Origin of the sequence: Marinobacter halodurans, from assembly GCF_004327985.1 — a bacterium.
Classification (GTDB): domain Bacteria; phylum Pseudomonadota; class Gammaproteobacteria; order Pseudomonadales; family Oleiphilaceae; genus Marinobacter_A; species Marinobacter_A halodurans.
Genome location: NZ_SJDL01000001.1, coordinates 159,436 through 178,109 on the forward strand (window position 1 = coordinate 159,436; position 18,674 = coordinate 178,109).

14 protein-coding genes are annotated in these 18,674 nt (G+C 63.3%); 4 read left to right on the top strand and 10 right to left on the bottom strand.

Annotation, left to right across the window (positions count from 1 at the left end):
• Positions 1 to 3: 3 nt before the first annotated feature.
• The 4 genes from glgP to glgC all read right to left on the bottom strand — a co-directional run bounded on the left by glgP (position 4) and on the right by glgC (position 5,898).
• Positions 4 to 2,493 (bottom strand): alpha-glucan family phosphorylase, encoded by a 2,490-nt coding sequence (gene glgP / locus EZI54_RS00745; protein WP_131478034.1) that lies wholly within the window; start codon positions 2,491 to 2,493, stop codon positions 4 to 6.
• Positions 2,480 to 2,863: a PilZ domain-containing protein gene (locus EZI54_RS00750; RefSeq protein WP_131478036.1), complete on the bottom strand. Its 384-nt coding sequence runs from the start codon at positions 2,861 to 2,863 to the stop codon at positions 2,480 to 2,482. The genes glgP and EZI54_RS00750 overlap by 14 nt, the downstream gene beginning before the upstream one ends.
• A 91-nt stretch (positions 2,864 to 2,954) precedes the next feature.
• Positions 2,955 to 4,637: a glycoside hydrolase family 57 protein gene (locus tag EZI54_RS00755; RefSeq protein WP_165495642.1), complete on the bottom strand. Its 1,683-nt coding sequence runs from the start codon at positions 4,635 to 4,637 to the stop codon at positions 2,955 to 2,957.
• On the bottom strand, positions 4,627 to 5,898 hold the full coding sequence (gene glgC, locus EZI54_RS00760) for a glucose-1-phosphate adenylyltransferase (protein ID WP_165495643.1): 1,272 nt from the start codon (positions 5,896 to 5,898) through the stop codon (positions 4,627 to 4,629). The genes EZI54_RS00755 and glgC overlap by 11 nt, the downstream gene beginning before the upstream one ends.
• 148 nt (positions 5,899 to 6,046) lie before the next feature.
• Between glgC and glgB the strand changes: the two genes are divergently transcribed.
• The gene (gene glgB, locus EZI54_RS00765) at positions 6,047 to 8,005 is read left to right on the top strand and encodes a 1,4-alpha-glucan branching protein GlgB (protein ID WP_131478040.1); all 1,959 of its coding nucleotides are present in this window, start codon (positions 6,047 to 6,049) and stop codon (positions 8,003 to 8,005) included.
• Entirely contained in the window at positions 7,980 to 9,476 is a 1,497-nt protein-coding gene (glgA, locus tag EZI54_RS00770) for a glycogen synthase GlgA (protein ID WP_165495644.1), read from the top strand. The genes glgB and glgA overlap by 26 nt, the downstream gene beginning before the upstream one ends.
• On the opposite strand, the gene EZI54_RS00775 is transcribed toward glgA, so the two are convergent.
• The gene (locus EZI54_RS00775) at positions 9,463 to 10,137 is read right to left on the bottom strand and encodes a phosphoribosyltransferase (protein ID WP_242674300.1); all 675 of its coding nucleotides are present in this window, start codon (positions 10,135 to 10,137) and stop codon (positions 9,463 to 9,465) included. The two genes, glgA and EZI54_RS00775, sit on opposite strands and share 14 nt — an antisense overlap.
• A 137-nt stretch (positions 10,138 to 10,274) precedes the next feature.
• On the opposite strand from EZI54_RS00775, the gene EZI54_RS00780 reads away from it, so the two are divergent.
• Both EZI54_RS00780 and EZI54_RS00785 read left to right on the top strand, forming a co-directional pair.
• Positions 10,275 to 10,751: a CBS domain-containing protein gene (locus EZI54_RS00780; protein ID WP_131478044.1), complete on the top strand. Its 477-nt coding sequence runs from the start codon at positions 10,275 to 10,277 to the stop codon at positions 10,749 to 10,751.
• Positions 10,752 to 10,857: 106 nt separating this feature from the next.
• Positions 10,858 to 11,625, top strand: a complete 768-nt coding sequence (locus EZI54_RS00785) for a cyclic nucleotide-binding domain-containing protein (RefSeq protein ID WP_207389108.1) — start codon at positions 10,858 to 10,860, stop codon at positions 11,623 to 11,625.
• 19 nt (positions 11,626 to 11,644) lie between these two features.
• Here EZI54_RS00785 and EZI54_RS00790 read toward each other — a convergent pair whose 3' ends face one another.
• From EZI54_RS00790 to EZI54_RS00810, 5 genes are all read right to left on the bottom strand, one after another.
• Positions 11,645 to 12,763: an ABC transporter permease gene (locus EZI54_RS00790; RefSeq protein ID WP_131478048.1), complete on the bottom strand. Its 1,119-nt coding sequence runs from the start codon at positions 12,761 to 12,763 to the stop codon at positions 11,645 to 11,647.
• Entirely contained in the window at positions 12,760 to 15,483 is a 2,724-nt protein-coding gene (gene rbbA, locus EZI54_RS00795; RefSeq protein WP_131478050.1) for a ribosome-associated ATPase/putative transporter RbbA, read from the bottom strand. The genes EZI54_RS00790 and rbbA overlap by 4 nt, the downstream gene beginning before the upstream one ends.
• Positions 15,480 to 16,556 carry an HlyD family secretion protein gene (locus EZI54_RS00800; protein ID WP_131478052.1) on the bottom strand — a complete coding sequence of 359 codons (1,077 nt, stop codon included), beginning with the start codon at positions 16,554 to 16,556 and terminating at the stop codon, positions 15,480 to 15,482. The genes rbbA and EZI54_RS00800 overlap by 4 nt, the downstream gene beginning before the upstream one ends.
• Positions 16,557 to 16,677: 121 nt before the next feature.
• Positions 16,678 to 17,607 carry a carbamate kinase gene (gene arcC, locus EZI54_RS00805; protein WP_131478054.1) on the bottom strand — a complete coding sequence of 310 codons (930 nt, stop codon included), beginning with the start codon at positions 17,605 to 17,607 and terminating at the stop codon, positions 16,678 to 16,680.
• Positions 17,608 to 17,631: 24 nt separating this feature from the next.
• On the bottom strand, positions 17,632 to 18,642 hold the full coding sequence (locus EZI54_RS00810; RefSeq protein ID WP_131478055.1) for an ornithine carbamoyltransferase: 1,011 nt from the start codon (positions 18,640 to 18,642) through the stop codon (positions 17,632 to 17,634).
• Positions 18,643 to 18,674: the final 32 nt, after the last annotated feature.

An 18,674-nucleotide genomic window follows, 5' to 3' on the forward strand; every position in this document is an offset into this window, starting at 1 on the left:
TCGCTATCGATACCAGAGAATCAAACCGACCTCCAACGGCGCCTCCAGAACGCCGTGGGGGTCCCGGGGCACGATGCGCGGCGTGAAATCGTTAACCGGACGGACAGAGGGCACGTCGCAGACGTAATTGTAAGCCCCGACGGAGCCCACCAACTCGGCCGATCGCTCCATGGTGCAGGTAATGCTGCCGCCGTCATCGGCGTGGGCATAGAGTTCCACCTGAACCCAGTCCGGCGACATCAGCCCCAGGTGCACCTGCACCACAAACCGGTCGCCAGCCGGTCCCTCGTTGATCGCCAGGTTGCCGAACCGGATCGACGGCCATTGCCGGGTAAGCCCTTCCAGCCAGCCCGCCACCTCAGCCACGCCCACCCGGTTCAGCTCTGCCAGCCGTCGGCCGGCGCGTTCGTAACACAGGAAAACGTATTCCCGCAGCATGCGATTAGCGGAATATTCGGCGGTCAGTGTGGCCATACTGGCTCGCATCGTGGCCAGCCATTGGCGTGGCAGGCCTTCCATGTCCTGGTCGTAGAAACGCGGAATGGCGTCGTTTTCAAGGCAGGTGTACAAGGCTTCGGCGTCCAGCGCGTCGTCCGCAATGTGTTCGGCACCAATCCCCCAGCCCACCTCCGGCGACCAGGCCTCGGCCCACCAGCCATCCAATTGCGACAGGTTCAGCCCGCCGTTGACCAGCACTTTCATGCCGCTGGTACCACAGGCTTCCCAAGAGGTCCGCGGCGTGTTGATCCAGACGTCAACGCCCTGCACCATCATCTCTGCAATCCGCAGGTCGTAGTCTTCCAGGAAAATGACACGCCCCGCCACGTCCTCCCGTTGCATGAAGGCGTGCCACCGCGCCAGCCGTTCCTTGCCGTCGATATCTTTCGGGTGCGCCTTCCCCGACAGGATCAGCTGTACCGGACGTGTCGGTTGGCTCAGCATGGCGGCAAATCGGTCCGGGTCCGTCAACAGCAGGTCGGGTCGTTTGTAGGCGGTAAAGCGGCGGGCAAAGCCGAGGGTGAGGACGTCGTCTTCAAGACGGTCGCCCGTGTCCATCGAAGCGCCCTGCCGGCCGCCCTGCTGACGCAACCGTTCCCGCACGAACGTCAGCAGCCGACTGCGATTTTTCACCCGCAACTGCCACAGGGCATGGTCGTCTACCGTTTGGATGGCCTCATCCAGGCCCACCATGGTGTGGCACCAGCGATGTTTACCGCACTGGCGGGTCCAGAGGTCGTCCGCCTCCGGCGAATCCCAGGAGGGCGTGTGGACGCCATTGGTGATGGCCAGGATCGGCACTTCGTCGTCCGGCCAACGGGGGAAAACCGGCCGCAGAATTTCCCGGGACACGGTCTGGTGCAGCTTGCTGACACAGGTGACGGCGCCCGCCAGTCGCAGGGACAGGAACGCCATGTTGAAGATACCATCACTGCCCTGAGCCGGCTGGCCCAGCCTGATCAGATCGTCCAGCGAGAGACCAAGAGGCTCCGTCAAGCCGGACAGGTACTTGCGGACGAGATCGACCGGAAATCGATCGAACCCCGCCGGCAGCGGGGTGTGCGTGGTAAAGATATTGCCGATACGAGTGGCCACCCGGGCCGCTTCAAAGCTGGTCTGATGCACCTCCCGGTATCGGCGCAGCCGTTCGAGCGCGGCAAATCCCGTATGCCCTTCGTTCATGTGGCATACCGAAGCCTCGAAGCCGGCCGCTTCGAGCAGGCGCCAGCCGCCAATGCCCAGTAGCAGCTCCTGCTCCAGCCGCTTCTCGTCATCGCCGCCGTAGAGTTCGCTGGTGATCCCCCGGTCACCGGGATCGTTACGCGGATCATTGCTGTCTAGCAGCAACAGGCGACAGCGACCGACGGTCGCCTGCCAGGCCCTGAGGCGAACGGGGCGCCCGGGAAACTCGACGGTGATGTGGATCCACTGTCCTGCGTCGTCACGCAGGGGTGACAGGGGCAACATGGACGGGTCGTTGTAGGGGAAGAACTCCAACTGGCGGCCGGTGCTGGTGATGCTCTGATGGAAATACCCCTGCTGGTAGAACAGACCAACGGCAACGACCGGAACGCCAAGATCGTGGGCGGATTTGAGAAGGTCGCCGGCCAGCACACCCAGCCCGCCCGAGTAGATGGGCAGCGACTCGGTGATACCGAATTCCATGGAGAAGAAAGCCACCGTGCCGAACGGTGTGCCCCGATACTCGGTTTCGAACCAGGTTTTCTGGGCTTGCTGGGCGGCATACTCGTCCAGCTGTTGCTGTACCAGGGCCAGGAACTCCGCATCCCCGGCCAGCTGCTCCAGATGCTCGTCGGAAATGGAATGCAGGACGAGCCAGGCATTGCGCGTGCTGTGCCAGAGCGCCGGATCCATGGTGCGCCATATGGCGTCGCCGCTATGGTGCCAGGTCCATTGCAGGTCCAGAGCCAGCGCGGCCAGCGGGCTTAGCGGCGGTGGCAAATGTCGGGCCAGATAACTCTCAAGCGCCTTCATAGCTGGCCGCACCAGCAGAATGCCCGGAGACAGCCCGCCGGTGCTCAGCCAGCCACCGCCGCAGCCTGGAGACATCGTCCCGCTGCCGCGCCGTCATGGCATCGAACTCGACGGCAATGCCGTGATTCTCGACCCGGACCACCATGCCGTGGGAAATCCGGCAATAGCGCCGGGTTTTCTTCGAGGACTCATCGGGCGAGAGATATTGCAGCTCGACGGGCTGGTTGACCGCAAAGGTACCGGGCGGCATCGCGATGAAGAAGCCACTGCGGCCGAGATTGGCGGTGTGGGTGTTGTACTGGAACCCCCGACTGTCGATCAGGGTGACAGGTAGTCGGGCGGACAGACGAATGCCTTGACGATGATCCATAAGTCACCTCCATTTAATTTATTTTCCGATGCCCTGACCGCGCGCTCATTGACCCGGATCAGATTTTCGCTCTTCCAGACGGCACCCCGGATTACTCTTCGTCGCCCAGCATGGTGTGCACGCCGGCGCCGCTGCGTGATCCCAGACTCACGGCCTGGAACAGGTGGGACGGCGGCGCCAGCCCGACCATCCGATAAAGCGCCTGTAACTGCTGGCGGAACAGGCGCTCGAAAGGCGTCACAGCGACCGCGTCGTGCCCTTCACCCATCCACCAGAACCAGTCCGAGCCTTCGCAGACCGCTAACTGCTTTTCGATCGCCCGGGCCTTGTCCGGGGGGAATTGACCGGCTTCGAGTAAAGGCCGCACCTGCCCGGCGGCTTCGGTCAGCAGCATCCAGGCCCGATTCTTGTCAGGGTGACCGATCCAGGTATCCAGTCGGCCGCCCACCCAACTGCCAGCGCGAAAATCCGGAATCGCCCCCACCACCGGGACGCTGACCAGTTCCCGGAAGAGAGAAAGCTGCAAACGCGGGTGGACGGCGAGCGCGCGATACAGCATCCGGGTGAAATGCCAGCCCCGGTCGGGATAGCTCGGCCAGGGGTTTTCTCCGTCCAGGAAGACCGTGATCACGCAGGGCGCCGGCCCCTGGTGGCCCTGCCCGATCGCTTCGAGCTGCTCGATAAAATGCGCGACGGCCGGCTCCGTTTCCCAGCCCTGGTATATGAAGCCGATCAGATCGGACAGGCCATCATCCCGGAAGAATCCCCTGAGCTCTCCGTCGGCGTGGCGAAAGACCCCATGAGTCGTGACGAGATCTGGCGCGCCTTCATGCGGCAGCACCCGGGCGCTGCTGGCAAACCAGGCGAAACCGGCCTTGGCCAGGCAGTCCAAGGCCGGCTGGCTGATCGCTGCCTCGGAGGGCCAGACGCCGCTGGGCCGGGTATCGAACACGGTGCGGAAAGTGTCCAATGCCGCGTTCAAGTGCCAGACCACCCGCGCCTCGCCGTCCGGATAGGCCGCCTCCGGCAACGTGATGTCCGGGATTGACTCCCGGGCACTGTCCAGATCCAGTAGCAGTGGCAGGATGGGATGCCCCCAAGGATTCAGGCTCAGCTCGATCTGACCCCGCTCCGCCAGCCGACGATACCGGGGCAGCAAGCCGTCGAGGACGTCGGCAATCAGGCGGAAAAGTGCCCGGCGCTGCCGGAGATCGAATTGCCGTCCCTGGGCCATCAGTGAGCGCACCACGTCACTGTCCCGGTGCAAACTCTCACCACACCAGCCCAGATGCAGCCAGACGAGCAGGTCCGCCAGCAGCGACGGAGGCAGATAGGGCCGTCTTGCGGGATCCTCCAGGAACGTTCGGGCCAGCGCCAAGCCCGTGGCCGCGGCCGGCAAGGTACGGGTGAGCCAGTCGGGGATCTGCTGGGCGCAAAAGGCCAGCAGTTCTGCGGCGTCGGTTGTAGCCGGATCCGGCAAGATTTCGGCGTATAGTGCATCCAGCAGGCGATCGTCCACCCGTTCGGCCGAGCCGGTGAGCACCGCCTGAAGGCGCCGGCTGTAGGTCAGTAACTGCTCCAGCAACACCGGCGAGAAATTGATCACGACCCGGGCATGCTGATCTTCCTCCAGCCGGTGGATCAGGTCGCAATAGCCGCCGATGCCATGAAGGTAGCTCCAGGGCAGCACAAATGGACCGTCCTCCGGCAGGTTGTAGCCCGGTTGGTGCAGGTGCCAGCCGAGCACCACGCTGGCCTGCCAGTCAGAGGCCACGGGGGTAATCCTGCCCCAGTCGCTCGGGCGTGACGACCACAATGCCACCGGGCGAGATGTGGAAATGCTGGGCATCGATAGCCGGGTCGATGCCGATGTGCATGCCGTCCGGAATCCGGCAGCCGCGGTCGATCATCGCGCGCCGTATGCAGCAGTGGCGACCGACGCTGACATCCGGGAACACCACGGTCTGTTCAATCTCCGAGCCGGGTGCGACCGTCGCGCGGGAGAACAGGACCGAACGTGACACCCGCCCGCCCTTAACCAGGCAACCACCGGCAACGATGGCGTCCTCGGCCACGCCACTGTAGCCGTCAGCAGTGACAAAACGGGCGGCCGGCAGTTGCTCCTGGAACGTCCAGATGGGCCAACTGAAGTCGTAGAGATCCAGTTCCGGTGACGGTTCGGTGAGTTCCAGATTGGCCTGCCACAGGGAATCGACAGTGCCCACGTCCCGCCAGTAGGCCGAGCGCTTGCGAAACGGATCCCGGAACGGAAACGCCGCCACTTTGGCGTTTTCCACCATGGCGGGAATGATGTCCCGGCCGAAATCGTGGTGCGAGCCTTCCAGCCGGTGGTCCGCCAGGACCCGATCGCACAGGGCCTCGGTGCGAAACACGTAGATTCCCATGGACACCAGGGCCTTATCCGGCGTGCCGGGGATTGGACTCGGGTCGGCGGGCTTCTCCCGGAACGATTGCACCCGGCTGTTCGAGTCCACCGCCAGCACCCCGAAACTGGACGCCTCGGCCAGGGGCACCTCCACACAGCCTACGGTGACGTCGGCGTTGTTCTCCACATGAAACGCCAGCATGGTGCCGTAATCCATTTTGTAGATGTGGTCGCCGGCAAGGATCAGGATAAACGCCGGCCGGTGGCTGCGGATGATGTCGAGGTTCTGTAACACCGCGTCGGCGGTGCCGGCATACCAGGCCGCCTCGATCCGCTGCTGGGCCGGCAGCAGCTCCACGAACTCCCCCAGTTCTCCCCGCAGGAAGCCCCAGCCACGCTGGATATGACGGATCAGGGAATGCGACTTGTACTGGGTAACCACCCCGATCTGGCGAACGCCGGAGTTCACACAATTGGAGAGCGCGAAATCAATAATCCGGAATTTGCCGCCGAACGGCACGGCCGGTTTGGCACGCCAGTCCGTCAGATCCCGCAACCGCGAACCGCGACCGCCGGCCAGGATCAGAGCCAGGGTCTGGCGGGTCAGCCGGCTGACATAACGGGCCGTGGACAGGGACTGGTGGTTCATCGTCGATTCCCGCGCGTTTCCTGCAACTCCTTCCAACGCTATCAGGGCAATCTGGAAAAAGTTTGCTCCAGATCAGCAAATGCCGTTTCTCATGTGTGCTCAATAAGCAACAGAACCTCTGGAAACCGCCCATGCAGGACGCCACAGAATGATTGCTGAAAACCACACCGCGACCCAGTCGCTGACACTGTCCCGGGAGTCTCTTCAAGCGTTTGCCGAAGGCCGGACCTGGCAGGTGCAGTCGCTGCTGGGCGCCCACAGCCGGATGGTGGAAGGGCAGCCCATGATCCGCTTCTCGGTCTGGGCCCCGCATGCGAAGGCGGTCAGTGTGGTGGGGGACTTCAACGGCTGGCAGCAAGCCACCGATCCCCTGACGCCGATCGGGGATTCGGGCATCTGGTGTGCCGTGTCCGCGGCGGCCACCCCCGGCCAGCGCTACAAGTTCGCCATCACCGGCGCCGACGGCGAAACCACCTTGCGGGCCGATCCCTGTGGTCTCCTGTTCGAGATGCGGCCAGCCAATGCGTCGGTGATCAGCGATGAGGATCGCCCTTACCGCTGGCAAGACCACGACTGGCTGGCACAACGCGACCGGATCGACTGGCAGCGCGCGCCCCTGGCCATCTATGAGGTCCACGCCGGATCGTGGCGCCGGCACTTCAATGGTCACTGGTACACCTACCGCGAACTGGCCTATGCGCTGGTGCCCTATGTCCGCTCACTGGGCTTCACGCACATCGAGCTGATGCCGTTGAATGAATACCCCCTGGACGAATCCTGGGGCTACCAGTCCACCGGCTATTTCGCCCCCACCAGTCGCTACGGCAGCCCGGACGACTTGCGCTTCCTGGTGGACTACTGCCACCAGAGCGGCCTCGGCGTGATCCTCGATTGGGTGCCCGGCCATTTCCCCACCGATCGTCACGCTCTGGCGCTGTTCGACGGCGCGCCGCTCTATGAACAGGGCGACCCGGTCCATCAGCTGCATCCCCAATGGGGCACGCTGAATTTTGATTACAGCCGTCCGCAGGTGCGGGATTTTCTGGTCTCCAGCGCGCTCCACTGGCTCAGCGATTTCCACATGGACGGCCTGCGGGTCGATGCCGTTGCCTCCATGCTTTACCTGGACTTCAGCCGGGGCCCCGGGCAATGGCACCCCAACCGGGAGGGCGGCAATGAAAACCTGGACGCGATCGTGTTCCTGCGGACCCTGAACGAGCAATGCCAGCGCCGACACCCGGGCGCGCTGATCATCGCCGAGGACTCCACCGACTGGTCCGGCGTCACCTACCCCGTCGACGACGGCGGGCTCGGCTTCCAGTTCAAGTGGAACCTGGGCTGGATGAACGACACCCTGCGCTACCTGGCACTGGATCCCGTCTACCGCAGCTTTCATCACAACCTGCTCACGTTCGGCCTGCTCTACGCCTTCAGCGAGCATTTCGTGCTGCCGTTGTCCCACGACGAGGTCGTTCATGAAAAAGCCAGCCTGGTCAGCAAAATGCCCGGCGATACCTGGCAAAAACTCGCTAATCTGAGGCTGCTCTTTCTCTTCATGTACGGCTACCCCGGCGCCAAATTGCTGTTCATGGGGAACGAGTTTGCCCAGACTGCAGAATGGAATGCCCTCGACGAACTGGACTGGCAGGCCTTGCGACACGGGGAGGGCCAAGGCGTCCGCAACCTGGTGCGCGATCTGAACGATCTCTATCGCCGCAGCCCGCCGCTCTGGCCCAATGACCGGACATCCCACAGTTTCCAGTGGCTGGATTGTCACGACAATCGCCATTCGGTGGTCAGTTTCGTGCGCCAGGACGCGACGGAGCACCTGGTCTTTGTCCTCAACTTCACCCCGGTGCCCCGGCAGAATTACCGCATCAGCATGCCCTCGATGGCCCGCTACGCGGAGTGTTTGAACACGGATTCCCATCATTATGGCGGCTCGAACCTGGGCAACCCGCTTCCCCTGACACCGCAACCGGTGCCCTGGATGGGGCTGCCCCAGTCCGTGACCCTGACCCTGCCCCCGCTGGGCGGTGTGGTGCTGAAGCCGCTGCGCGATCATCACCCGACGGATGCCGATGAAAATTCTGCAGATCACCTCTGAGCTGCCCCAATTGGCACAAGTGGGCGGGCTGGCCGATATGGTGGACGGCCTCAGCCGCGGTCTGGTGCGCAACGGCCACGACGTGGCCTGCCTGCTGCCGGCGTATCCGGCAACCCTGGCCGCGCATGGCCCGGCCAACGATGACCTGACCACCCGCTTCCTGCTGGACGGAGAGTCGGTCACGCTCATCCACAAAGCGCCCTCACCCGGCGATCCGGTGGTTCTGTTAGCGGCCCATCCGTTGCTGTCCCGCGTTCCGGGGGCCGATGGCCAGTCGGCCGGCGGTGACGGCGTCTATCGTCTCGGACCGGGAGACGACGACCGGGCCAGTGCCATCCGTTTTGCGCTGTTCTGCCGGATCGCCGTGTTGATCGCGGAAAACCAGTGCGGGCTGAACTGGCAGCCGGAAATCATTCACTCCCACGACTGGCCCACGGCGCTGGTCAACGCCCTGCTGGCCCGTCGGCAGAGCCCGGTCGCCCGGATCTTCACGATCCACAACCTGGGCTACCGTGGCCTGATCGATCGCCCGACCTTCGATCAGCTCCAGCTCAGTGCTGACTTCTGGCAACCGTCGGAACTGGAATTCCATGGCCAGTGCGCCCTGATCAAGGCAGGGCTGATCCATGCCCATCAGGTGACGGCGGTCAGCCCTACCTACACCCGCGAAATGGCCACACCGGAGCATGGCCAGGGGCTCGATGGACTGATCCGCTACCTTGGCGACAAGCTGACCGGCGTTCTCAACGGCATCGACATCGACCGCTGGAATCCGGCGGCGGATCCACACCTGCCCTTTGATTACTCGCCCACCCAGCCATTCGGAAAGACGCTCTGTAAAACCACCCTGAAGGCCTGGCTCGAACTCGACAGCCCGGACGACAGACCGCTGATCGGTTTCATCGGGCGGCTGGTGGACCAGAAAGGAATCGACCTGCTGATTGGCGCGGCGCCGACGCTGTTGGAGCGCGGCTGTGACCTGGTGGTTCTGGGTAGCGGTCAGCCGGATTACGAGCACCAGCTCCGGCAGTTGGCTCACCAGTACGCGGCGGACATGGTCGTCCACATTGGCTTCGATGCCGCCCTCGCCCACCAGATCCTGGCGGCAGCCGATGTGCTTTTGGTGCCGTCCCGCTTCGAGCCCTGCGGCCTGGTGCAGATGTACGCGATGCGCTACGGCACGGTGCCCGTGGCCCGACGCACCGGTGGATTGGCCGACAGCATCAGTGACCCCGCAGACGCGTCAGGCGGGCAACAGACCGGCTTCCTGTTCGAAGGCAACGAGCCCGGCGCCCTGATCCATGCCGTCGACCGGGCCCTGACCCTGTATCACCAGCGTGAGGCCTGGGAAGACCTGCGCAATGAGCTGATGACGGTCGACTGGTCCTGGACGCGTCCTGTGGAAGCGTACGAGCGGATCTACCGACGTGCCCTGCACCAGGCCGCCACGAACGGCACTACGACGTCTTAGACCGATTGAGGGCCAAGCGTTGCGCCTCTTCGAGGGCCTCAATGACTTCCTCTTCACTGACCTGCTGGAAATCGCTGTACCAAAGCCCGACGGAATTGAAAATCTTCGGCTCCAGCAGGCAGACACAGTCATCGGCGATGCTGGAAAAACGCGCCGTGGTGCCCAGCGGGCCCACTGGGACAGCAACGATGATGCGTCGGGCCTCACGCTTGCGTAACACCTGGACCGCCAATTCCATGGTGGCACCGGTGGCTACCCCGTCGTCCACCAGGATCACGGTGCGACCGGCCACCGGTGCCGGCTTGCGCACCAACCGAAACCGTCGGATGCGGGAGGCCAGTGTATCCAGCTCCCGCTGTTGCACCCGCTCCAGCTCCTCCGCCGTCACGCCGACGGCACGGATCAGGCGATGATCGAGATAGCGGGTGCCGTCCTCGGCAATGGCCCCCATGGCCACTTCCGGCTGACGAGGCAACCCCAGTTTGCGCAGGTTCAACACGTCCAGTTCCAGCCCCAGGGCCTGGGCAATCTCGCGCGCGACCGGTACGCCGCCGCGGGGCAGTCCCAGCACCAGGGCGTCAGCAGGCACCGAATGGGTCTTCAGCGTCCGGGCCAGCTCAGCGCCCGCCGCTTCACGGTCTTTGAACAGGGTCTTCAACACAGGGCCTCCCAACGGAAAGCGATCTCCAGATTCACTATATGAGTGAAACGGCCTGATTGAAGTTTGACCTGAGTCAGAAAAGGGCCTGAGCACTCCACTAAATTGCAAGCAGGGTCAATCAAACGGAGGGCTCTATCATGTTGGTCAAGGACATCATGCACAAAGACATCCGCTGCTGCAGCACGTCGAATTCACTGGATGACATTGCCAACCAGATGTGGAACGAAGACGTGGGCTTCATGCCCATACTGGACAAGGACGACAAACTCGCCGGGGTGGTGACGGACCGGGATATCGCCATGGCCGCGGTCCTGAAGCACCGCCCGCTCTGGGAAATCAGCGCTTCAGAGATGGTCACCGGCCGCCCCTGCCACGTCTGCCACCCGGACGATGAAGTACACAAGGCCCTGAACGTGATGGGCGCCTCACGCATCCGGCGGGTTCCGGTCATCGACGGTGAACAGCGCTTAAAGGGCATCATCGGTCTGAAAGACATAGCCGATCACACCGGCAGCGGTGGCAAGTCAAAAAATGCCGGCGGCCTGACCTCGGAGGAATTGCTCGGCACGATCCAGAGGATCTGCAAGCCCAATCTGCTGCAAGCGAGCGCTTAAGAAACTCCGGATTAAAACCAATCTGATTATGCCGTTTTGTCATTGGCGATCTTGGATCAGCCGATTTAGGGTCAGGAGGTAGAAATGGAGGAACGACTTCATGGACATGACCGAATCGGCAAATCCCTTTGCGTTGCCCCGGTCTTGCTCCCATTGCCGACTGGGGCATTTATGCCTTCCAAGGGCCTGTAGTTTTCAGGAGCTCGGGTTACTCGACACCGTCATCGGATACCAGCCGCCCTATCCTCCCAAGCAGCGTATATTCAGCCAGGGCAGCCCTTTCCACTCGTGCTATGTCGTCAAGAGTGGCTCGGTCAAGACGGTCTACGTCAACGAGCAGGGTGAGGAAAAGGTGCTGGGGTTCTACCTGCCCAGTGAAATGTTCGGGTTCGAGGGGATTTTCCAGGACAGCCACACCTGCTCGGCCATTGCACTGGAACGCACCACGATCTGCCATATTTCCTTCAGGAATCTCGAACAGCTCGCCACCCAATTGCCCTCCCTGCAACACTGGATGTTTCGCATGATGAGCCACGAACTCAACATCCTGGAGCAACTCAACCGCTGGCTGAGCCAGAATTGCGCCGAAGAACGGATTATCGGGTTCCTGCTGGACCTGTCCGCGCGGCAAAGCGCGCGTAACCTGTCGCCGACCCGTTTCCGCCTGACCATGAACCGCAGTGACATCGCCAACTTCCTCGGCATGGCGCTGGAAACCGTGAGCCGGATCCTGGCCCGTCTGCAACGGGATCGACTGTTGGACATTCGCGGTCGCGAAGTGATCATCAACGACCTGGCCACGCTGAATCGCTTTAAATCCATGGATGACAACGCCAACGATGGCCTTAATCGCCACCTGATCGGTCGCGGCTAACGGAGCACACGCAGCCCGCCTAACGCAGCGATTGGCGTAGCCGTGACAGGGAATAGCCAAAGAAGACGCTGCCGATGGCCAACAGCGCCACGAGCTGTGGCCATACGATGGTAAGGCCGGCGCCACGAAACAGGATGCCCTGCCCCAATTCGACAAAGTGCGTCGTCGGCGCCAGCACCATGATGTACTGGATCAGCAGCGGCATGCTTTCCCTCGGCGTTACGCCCCCCGACAGCATCTGCAGGGGAATCAGTACCAGGATCACCAGCAACCCCAGCTGGGGCATTGATCGGGCCACCGTGCCAAAGAAGATACCCATGGACGTGGTGGCGAACAGGTGCAGCGCCGTGCCGAAAAGAAACAGCGCAAGCGAGCCCGATATCGGAATGGCCAGCCAGCTTTCCACGACAAAGCGCAGCGAGATGCCTGCCGCTGCCAACACCACCAGTCCCATAGACCAGACCTTGGCCGCCATGATCTCGAACGGCGTCACTGGCATGACCAAAAGATGCTCGATGGTGCCGTGCTCCCTTTCACGGATCAGTGCGGCGCCGGTCAGGATGATCGATAACATGGTGATTTGATCAATGACGGCATTGACCGCACCGAACCAGCTTGGATCCAGGTTCGGATTGTATACGGCACGCACGACAGCCTGGACGGGCATCCTGCTGTCCGGCCGATGCCCGGCCAGGAAGGCGGCAACCTCCTCCTGGACAATCTGCTGGATATAGCCGGCACCGGTAAACGCCTGACTGACCTGGGTCGCATCGACGTTGAGCTGGATCGCCGGTGCCTCCCCTTTCAGCAGGTCGCGCTGGTAGTTCACGGGGATATTGACGGTGAACGTGAAGCGCCCTTTATCCATTCCCTCGTCCATGCCCGCGTGATCGGTCAGCACCGGCGTTACGAAGAAAGGCTCCTGGAACGCATCGATGATACGGCGGGAAACCGGCGAATGGTCTTCGTCGACAATGGCAATGGTCGCCCGGTGAAGCGTCTCGGGTTCGCTCGTGGCGGTGGCGTGGACACTCACGGTAAATGCATAGACGATCAGTATGACCATGGCCGGATCGCGGGCCAGGGTCCGCAGCTCCTTGATACCAAGCTGCAGGATATTGGACAGTGAGCGGATCATTTTTCCTGCTTCCTGAGTCCGGCCACGCTTGCCAGGATCAGTACCGGAACCGTGACCATAAGGGCCAGGAAGTATGGGTACAGCTCCTCCATGCCCAGTGCCTTGGAGAAAGCGCCCCGGCTGATCAGCAGGAAATGGCTGGTCGGATAGAGGTGGCCGATGAATGCCGACGCGCCCTCCATCGCCGAGACCGGATGCACGATGCCGGAAAACTGGATGGCCGGGATCAAGGTGGCGATGGCGGTGCCGAATATGGCCGCGATCTGGCTCCTGAAGAGCGACGACATCAATAGCCCAAGGCCCGTTGAGCACATCACATACAGCAAGGCGCCCAACGTAAGGGTCAGCAGACTGCCTTTCACCGGCACACCAAACACCGTGGCCGCCAGCAGGGCCATCAGCAGGAAGTTAACCAGCCCCATACCGATGTAGGGCAGTTGCTTGCCCAGGAGAAACTCCAGCCGGGTCACCGGCGTGACGTAGAAGTTGGTGATCGAGCCCAGCTCTTTCTCCCGGACCACACCGAGCGCCGTCAGTATGGCCGGGATCATCATCAGCAACAGGGGGATAACCGCGGGCACCATGGCCGGCAGGCTCTGGACACCCGGGTTGTAGCGGTAGCGAACCTCGACATCGGCCCGACCAGCACTGGGATCCATGCCATGATCCCGGGCCAGTTCCTCTAGGTAGGCCACGTGGATTCCCTGGACATACCCTTCGATCGTATTGGCGCGATGGGGCGTGGCACCGTCCACCCAGTAGGCCACCTGGGGCGCATCACCCCGCTTGAGGTCCCGCCCGAAATGGGGAGGGATCTCCACGGCCAGACTGATGTCCCCGTTGCGCAGCCGCCGGTCCATGTCGTCATAGCTGGTTAACGGCGCTTTCTCCCTGAAATACCGCGACCCGGCAAGGTTGAGGACATAATGCTCGCTGGTGGTGGTCTGATCACGGTCCAGCACGGCGAAACCCAGATCCTCGACGTCCATGGTGATGCCATAGCCCATGATGAACATCAGGATCAGCGTGCCGGCCAGGGCCATCGTGGCGCGCACCGGATCGCGTCGCAACTCCATGCTCTCCAGCCGCGCATAGCTCAACAGCCGACGGCGACTGAAGCGCGGTGGGGGCGGTGCCGTTCCCGTGGAATCAACCGGCGTATCAATGGCCGGCGCCGGCGGCACGCCGCTGTCGTCACTGGCGTCACGCAGATAGGCGATGAAGGTTTCTTCCAGGGTCGTCGAGCCCCGTTTGTCCATCAGGGCCCGGGGCGCATCGCTGTCCAGCACCTGGCCGGCGTGCATCAGCGAGATGCGGTCGCAGCGCATGGCCTCGTTCATGAAGTGCGTGGAGATGAAGATGGTGACGCCGTCTTCCCGGGACATGCGGATCAACTGCTGCCAGAACCTGTCCCGCGCCACCGGATCGACGCCGGATGTGGGTTCGTCGAGGATCAGGATCTCCGGCTGGTGCAGGATAGCAACGGCCAACGACAACCGCTGGCGAACCCCGAGCGGGAGCTCGCCGGAGGTCTGGTCGATCACGCTCGCCAGGTCGAAGCGATCCAGCAGTTCCCGTCGACGCACCTGATAGGCGTCATCGGGCAGGTGGAACAGGCGGGCGTGCAGGTCCAGGTTCTGCCCCACCGTCAACTCGCCATAGAGCGAGAAGGCCTGGGACATGTAGCCCACCCGACGCCGGGTGTCGATGTCGTGGGGATCGACCGGCTCGCCGAACAGGCGGGCTTCGCCCTCCTCGAACGGTAGCAGGCCGGTCAGCATTTTCATGGTGGTGGACTTGCCGCACCCGTTGGAGCCGAGAAACCCGAAGATCTCGCCCCGCTCGATGCGGAAGTCCACATGGTCCACCGCCGTGAAATCGCCGAAACGCTTGGTCAGTCCATGGGCTTCAATCGCCACGCCGTCACTGACCGTCCGGGGCGGTATGACCAGTTCCCGGTGCTGCCCGCGTCGGCTCTCCGGCAGCAGTTCGACGAAGGCCCGCTCCAGCGAATCGCAGCCGGTTTTTGCCAGCAACCCCGCCGGGGTTCCAGCATCCAGCACCCGGCCATCGTTCATCGCTATCAGCCAGTCGAAGCCCGCCGCCTCATCCATGTAGGCCGTCGCCACCAGCACGCTCATGCCGGGTCGCTGACGGCGGATGCGCTCGATCAGGGCCCAGAACTGGCTTCGTGAAAGCGGATCGACGCCGGTGGTGGGCTCGTCGAGGATCAACAGGTCCGGGTCGTGGATCAGGGCGCAGCACAGTCCCAGCTTCTGTTTCATCCCACCCGAGAGCTTGCCGGCGGGTCGCCCGGTAAACTTTTCCAGGCCCGTACTGCGGGTCAGGTCCGCGATGCGACGGTCGCGCTCATCCCGCCCCTGACTGAACAGACGACCGAAGAGCTCGAGATTCTCGCGGACGGTTAACGACAGGTACAGGTTCCTGCCGAGACCCTGGGGCATGTAGGCAATCCGTGGGCCGGTCAGTCGTCGGTGTGAGGCGTCCGCCATGTCGCCGCCAAGCACGGTGACCGTGCCCGTCTGGATGCGTCGGCAGCCGGCTGTCAGGGCCAGCAGGCTGGACTTACCCACACCGTCCGGGCCAATCAGCCCAACAACCTGACTGGCGGGGATGTCCAGGCTCAGGTGATCCAGTGCCTGGACCTTGCCATAACGCAGGCCGATCTCGCGCAGGCAGGCGACGCTATCCTGGCTCATGGTGAGACGTTGACGGTCAGGTTGGCGGGCCAGGGAGCGTCTGGATCGAGCTTGATGTAAGCCATACCCGGCAAGCCGGTTTTAACCTGTTCAATGTGCGTTCGCAGCAGTTTGGGGTCGATTCTTGCCCGGATGCGGAACATGAGTTTCTCCCGTTCGCTCTGGGTCTCCACCGTCTTGGGAGTGAACTGGGCCACGCTGGAGACAAAGCTGACCCGGGCCGGCAGCACATAACCGGGCGCCGCGTCCAGCACCAGGTGGACGTCGTCCCCCAGGGCCACCCGCCCTGCCTGGGAGGTAGGCAGGAAGAACGTCATGTACACGTCAGTCAGATCCACCAGGTTGAGGACCTTACCACCGACCCCAAGCACCTCACCGGGTTCGACGATGCGGTACTGGACCCGGGCCACCCGATCGGCGCGCAGTTCGCTGTCGTCCATATCCGCCTGCACCCGGGCCACTGCCGCCTCCGCTGCCTCGATCGCGGACTGGGCCTCGACCACCTGGGAGCGGGACGCCGCTATCGCGGCCCGCGCCGCCGAGACCTGCGCCCGGGCCACCGCCAGGGCCGCTTCGGCGCTCTGCATGCTGGCGCGATCATCGTCCACCCGCTGGTGGGAAACCGAGTTGCGCTCCAGCAGGGAACTGGAACGCTCGAAGCGCTTCCTGGCCGCCGTCAGTTCGGCCTGGCGCTGCACGACGACCGCCTCGGCGGATGCCTCGTTGCTCTCGTTCTGGGCCACCAGGGCGTGCGCCGTCTCCAGGGCATTGCGCGCGCGCTGGCGCTCGGCTTTCACCTGACGCAGTTCGGCTTCCAGCGATCGGGTATCCATCCGGGCCAGAACCTGGCCGGGTTCCACGAAGTCCCCTTCCCGGACCAGAATCTCATCGACACGCCCGGCCAGCTTGGTGGCGATATCGATCCCGGTGGCCTCGATGCGCCCGTTGCCGCTGGCGATGGCATCACCCAGTACATCGGGCCGCATTTCATTCCAGGCCACCCAACCAGCAAATCCCAGCACAACGATCACCAGCGCGGTCCGTGTTAGCGATTTCTTCAACGTCTGTTTCATGGGATGACAGGTTCCAATCCTTTTATGGGGCCGCGCCCGATGCGGTCCACCGGTCAATCAGCGCGGGCAGATGACATCGGTGCGGTATGCCTCGCAAGCAAACGAACCGAAAGCCGGGCATTCAGCGGTAATCAATTCCGGGCCGGGTCATCGTCACGCGCGTCCCGGCTCGGCCGTCCACGATGGCCTCAATGTCAGCCAGCGAACCGATCACGGCCTCCTTTCCGGTCCGGCGGACAAAGTTACAGGCGGCCTGAATCTTGGGCCCCATGGAGCCCGCGGGGAATGACAGGCCCTGCAGGTCGTCCGGATGGGCCCGGGCAATCGCGCGCTGGTCGGGCTGGCCCCAGTCCACGTAGGCGGCATCCACATCCGTCGCGATGATCAGTAGATCGCTGTCCAGTTGCTCCGCCAGCAGAGCCGAGCACAGGTCCTTGTCGATGACCGCTTCGACGCCGTGCAGCTTGCGCCCGGCATCGTAGACCGTGGGAATACCTCCGCCGCCGGCACAGATCACCACGCAGCCCTTCTCCAGCAACCACTTCACCGGTCGGATTTCGAAGATGCGCCGGGGCCGCGGACTCGGCACCACCCGGCGAAACCTGTCGCCATCCGGCGCTATACTCCAGTCTTTCCCGGCCGCCAAACGATCGGCCTCCTCGAGGGTGTAGACCGGTCCGATCGGCTTGCTGGGATGCTGGAAAGCCGGGTCAGCGGCGTCCACTTCAACCTGCGTGAGGATGGTGGCGAACGGCACCTCGACCGGCAGCAGGTTGCCCAGTTCCTGCTCGATCATATAGCCGATCATACCCTCGGTCTGCGCGCCCAACACGTCCAGGGGATAGGGCTCCACCTCGCTGTAGGCCGCGCCCTGCAGCGCCAACAGCCCCACCTGCGGTCCATTACCATGGGCAATGACCAGCTCATTGCCGGGAACGATGCGGGCCAGTTGCTCGCAGGCTACCCGTACATTCTGGCGCTGGTTTTCCGCAGTCAGCGGTTCCCCCCGGCGCAACAGGGCATTCCCGCCCAGGGCGGCGACGATACGCATGCTCCCTCTCCTTCTCCTGCGGCTTCAGATGTCACCCAGCGTGGACACCAGAACGGCCTTGATGGTGTGCATGCGGTTCTCGGCCTGCTCGAAGGCGATGCAGGCCGGCGATTCGAACACCTCGTCGGTGACCTCGATCCCGCCGCTGAGCTCCGGATACTGGTCGGCAATCTGCCGGCCAATCCTGGTCTCGGCATTATGGAACGCCGGCAGGCAGTGCATGAACCGCACCCGCGGATTACCGCTGGCCTCCAGCAGCGCCCTGTTCACCTGATAGGGCCGCAGCAGGCGGATGCGCTCGCCCCAGGTCTCAAGTGGCTCGCCCATGGACACCCACACATCGGTGTGGATGAAATCGACACCCTGCACGGCTTCCTGCGGGCTCTCGGTCAGGGTCAGGCGGGCTCCGGAGGCCTCGGCGAACTGCCGGCAGGCGGCAATGTGCTCTTCCGCGGGCCAGAGCGCTTTGGGGGCCCCGATCCGCACGTCCATGCCCAGCTTGGCGCCGATCAACAGCAGCGAGTTGCCCATGTTGTTGCGGGCGTCGCCCAGGTAGGTATAGCAGATGTCGTGCAGTGGCTTGTCACTGTGCTCGCGCATGGTCAGGACGTCGGCCAGCATCTGCGTGGGGTGGTATTCATCGGTGAGGCCATTGAAGACCGGTACGCCGGCGTGCCGGGCCAGGTCCTCGACGATCGACTGGCCGGCGCCACGGTATTCGATGGCGTCGTACATGCGACCCAGCACCCGGGCCGTGTCCTTCATCGTCTCCTTGTGCCCGATCTGCGAGGACGTGGGATCGATGTACGTGACATTGGCGCCCTGCTGGTAAGCCGCCACTTCGAAGGCGCAGCGCGTGCGCGTCGAGGTCTTCTCAAAGATCAGGGCGATGTTCTTGCCCCGCAGGTGCTGCTGTTCGGTCCCGGTGTAGCGGGCCCGTTTCAGGTCGCGGGACAGGTCCAGCAGGTATTGCAGCTCGCGCGTGCTGTGGTGCATCAGGCTGAGCAGGCTGCGGTTGTGGATATTGAACGCCATGGCAGATTCCTCCGTGAAGATGTTCCGGTTGC

Coding starts and splice junctions, on each gene's coding strand:
- EZI54_RS00800 (WP_131478052.1), bottom strand. CDS start 16,556: ATGAAACAGACGTTGAAGAAATCGCTAACACGGACCGCGCTGGTGATC.
- arcC (WP_131478054.1), bottom strand. CDS start 17,607: ATGCGTATCGTCGCCGCCCTGGGCGGGAATGCCCTGTTGCGCCGGGGG.
- EZI54_RS00750 (WP_131478036.1), bottom strand. CDS start 2,863: ATGGATCATCGTCAAGGCATTCGTCTGTCCGCCCGACTACCTGTCACC.
- glgA (WP_165495644.1), top strand. CDS start 7,980: ATGAAAATTCTGCAGATCACCTCTGAGCTGCCCCAATTGGCACAAGTG.
- glgP (WP_131478034.1), bottom strand. CDS start 2,493: ATGAAGGCGCTTGAGAGTTATCTGGCCCGACATTTGCCACCGCCGCTA.
- EZI54_RS00780 (WP_131478044.1), top strand. CDS start 10,275: ATGTTGGTCAAGGACATCATGCACAAAGACATCCGCTGCTGCAGCACG.
- EZI54_RS00785 (WP_207389108.1), top strand. CDS start 10,858: ATGACCGAATCGGCAAATCCCTTTGCGTTGCCCCGGTCTTGCTCCCAT.
- rbbA (WP_131478050.1), bottom strand. CDS start 15,483: ATGAGCCAGGATAGCGTCGCCTGCCTGCGCGAGATCGGCCTGCGTTAT.
- EZI54_RS00810 (WP_131478055.1), bottom strand. CDS start 18,642: ATGGCGTTCAATATCCACAACCGCAGCCTGCTCAGCCTGATGCACCAC.
- glgC (WP_165495643.1), bottom strand. CDS start 5,898: ATGAACCACCAGTCCCTGTCCACGGCCCGTTATGTCAGCCGGCTGACC.
- EZI54_RS00790 (WP_131478048.1), bottom strand. CDS start 12,763: ATGATCCGCTCACTGTCCAATATCCTGCAGCTTGGTATCAAGGAGCTG.
- glgB (WP_131478040.1), top strand. CDS start 6,047: ATGATTGCTGAAAACCACACCGCGACCCAGTCGCTGACACTGTCCCGG.